Origin of the sequence: Kitasatospora sp. NPDC092286 (genome assembly GCF_044755565.1) — a bacterium.
In the GTDB taxonomy this organism is placed as follows: Bacteria; Actinomycetota; Actinomycetes; order Streptomycetales; family Streptomycetaceae; genus Kitasatospora.
Genome location: NZ_JBIVRD010000119.1, coordinates 1 through 2,051, shown reverse-complemented (window position 1 = coordinate 2,051; position 2,051 = coordinate 1). Strand labels below are relative to the sequence as shown.

The window sequence follows — 2,051 nt, the reverse complement described above, 5'->3', positions numbered from 1 at the left end:
CAAGCGTACGTCCAGCAGCTCGGGCATTCGAGCAGGTGAGAGGAAGGTTCGGATGTAACCGAGCGTCAAGCTCAGGGCAGCCAGCCGGTGCGAGTCCGGTCCGGGGAGACGCCAGGGTCCCCGGTAGCTGACTCCCGGCGTCGTTCGAGAGGGCGGCGTCGAAGTGGAGTGACAAGCGTCCTTCGGGGGCGTGCGACCGACCAGTCCGCAACATCAAGTGAAGCCTGCAGCGCCGTCATTTAACCCCCGCTCCGAGAGGGGTGGGCCAAGGAGGAGCCGAGCCTGTGCTTGAAGGGCGAAGGCCATGGAAGGCGTCCCCGAACCTGGAGCGGGCGTTCAAGAACCTCCCGGCGTAAGGGGCGTGGAATGGTCGGAAGGGTGTCCTGGGAACTGGAGAGGGCCTCCTCGGCCCCGGGCATGCGGCCCGGGAGTGTGGCCCGCCTATAACCGGCGGAACCGGGAAGTGGCGGGCTGTCGAGAGGCGGTCGGAGGGGGTCGTAGTAGTGCAGATCAGCGGGACAACACAACCCGCCGGGAGCGAAGGGCCCCTGCTTCATCGATGCGTGACACGAACAAGGAGGTGCCCGGGTGAGTGCCGAAACGGCTAGGTCCGCCCGCCGGGAGGACACAGGCCGCAGTGAGCGGCGTCCTCTGGACAAGGTCCGAGCCTTGCAGTGGACGCTCTACCGCTGTGCCAAGCAAGAACCCGAACGCCGGTTCCACGCCCTGTACGGCCACGTCCTCCGCATGGACGTCTTGTGGCGGGCGTGGTCCAGCGTGTGTGCGAACCGGGGCGCGCCGGGCGTGGACGGCGTGACCGTCGACCAGGTGGCGGCCTCGGGGGTGGACGAGTTCCTCCAGGACCTGTCGGATCGGCTGCGGACGCATGCGTATCGTCCGTCGGTGCTGCGGCGGGTTCAGATTCCCAAGCCGGGGCGGCCGGGGGAGTTGCGGCCGCTGTCGATCCCCACCGTGGCGGACCGGGTGGTGATGACGGCCGCGAAGCTGGTTCTCGAACCGGTCTTCGAGGCCCGGTTCACCGACGCGAGCTACGGTTTCCGGCCCAAGAGGTCCGCGATCGACGCGTGCGAGGCTGTGCGCGTCGCGGCGAACCAGCGGCAGGAGTGGGTGTTCGAGGCTGATATCCGGGACTGCTTCGGGACGATTGATCACGAGGCACTCGTCGCTCAGGTGGCGAGGCGCGTGGCGGACCGTCAGATGCTGAAGCTGATCCGGTCGTGGCTGCGGATGGGAGTGCTGGAGGGCGGGGTGACCTCTCCGACCGGGGCGGGGACCCCGCAGGGCTCACCGATTTCTCCGTTGCTGGCCAACGTGGCCCTGCACGTCCTCGACGAGGCGTGGCAGGACCGTGGTCGCCGGCTGGGGACGTTGGTGCGCTATTGCGACGACTTCGTGGTCCTGTCGCCGACCGGGCAGTGTGCCGAGCAGGCGCGTCAGCTGGCGGCCGATGTATTGGGTGGGCTCGGGATGCGATTGCATCCGGAGAAGTCCGGCATCGTCTGCCTCACTCGGGGTGGGCAGGGCTTCGATTTCCTCGGATTCCATCACCGGAAGGTGGAGTCGTGGAAGTGGCGGGGCAGCTTCTACCTGCAACGCTGGCCCTCGGCGCGGGCGTTGGGGGTGCTGCGGGACAAGGTCCGTGCGTCGACCTCCCGCTCCCGGACCGAACGGCCGGTGGCCGCCGTGGTGGCCGACCTCAACCCCGTCCTGCGGGGTTGGGCCGCGTATTTCCGCAACGGGAACTCCGGGCGGAAGTTCAACGCGGTCGACGGCTACGTCCACGAGCGGCTGGCGATCTTCGCCAGCCGGAAACACGGACTCGCGGGCCGGAACTGGACCACCCGTTACACCTATGGGTGGATCACTCGGCTCGGGGTCCATCGCCTGACCGGGAACGTGCGCGGGGGGACGGTGCATGCCAGCCGGTGAACGATGTCGGAAAGCCGTGTGCGGGAGAACTGCATGCACGGTTTGAAGCGGCGGGGACTGGAAACGGAGCATCGCCCACCGCGCCAGTCCCCGACCCTACT

The 2,051-nt window shown here is 68.2% G+C and carries 1 protein-coding gene; it reads left to right on the top strand.

The annotated features are described in order from the left end of the window. Positions 1–669: 669 nt before the first annotated feature. Positions 670–1,950: a group II intron reverse transcriptase/maturase gene (gene ltrA, locus ACIQIB_RS39425; protein ID WP_400764300.1), complete on the top strand. Its 1,281-nt coding sequence runs from the start codon at positions 670–672 to the stop codon at positions 1,948–1,950. Positions 1,951–2,051 lie beyond the last annotated feature (101 nt).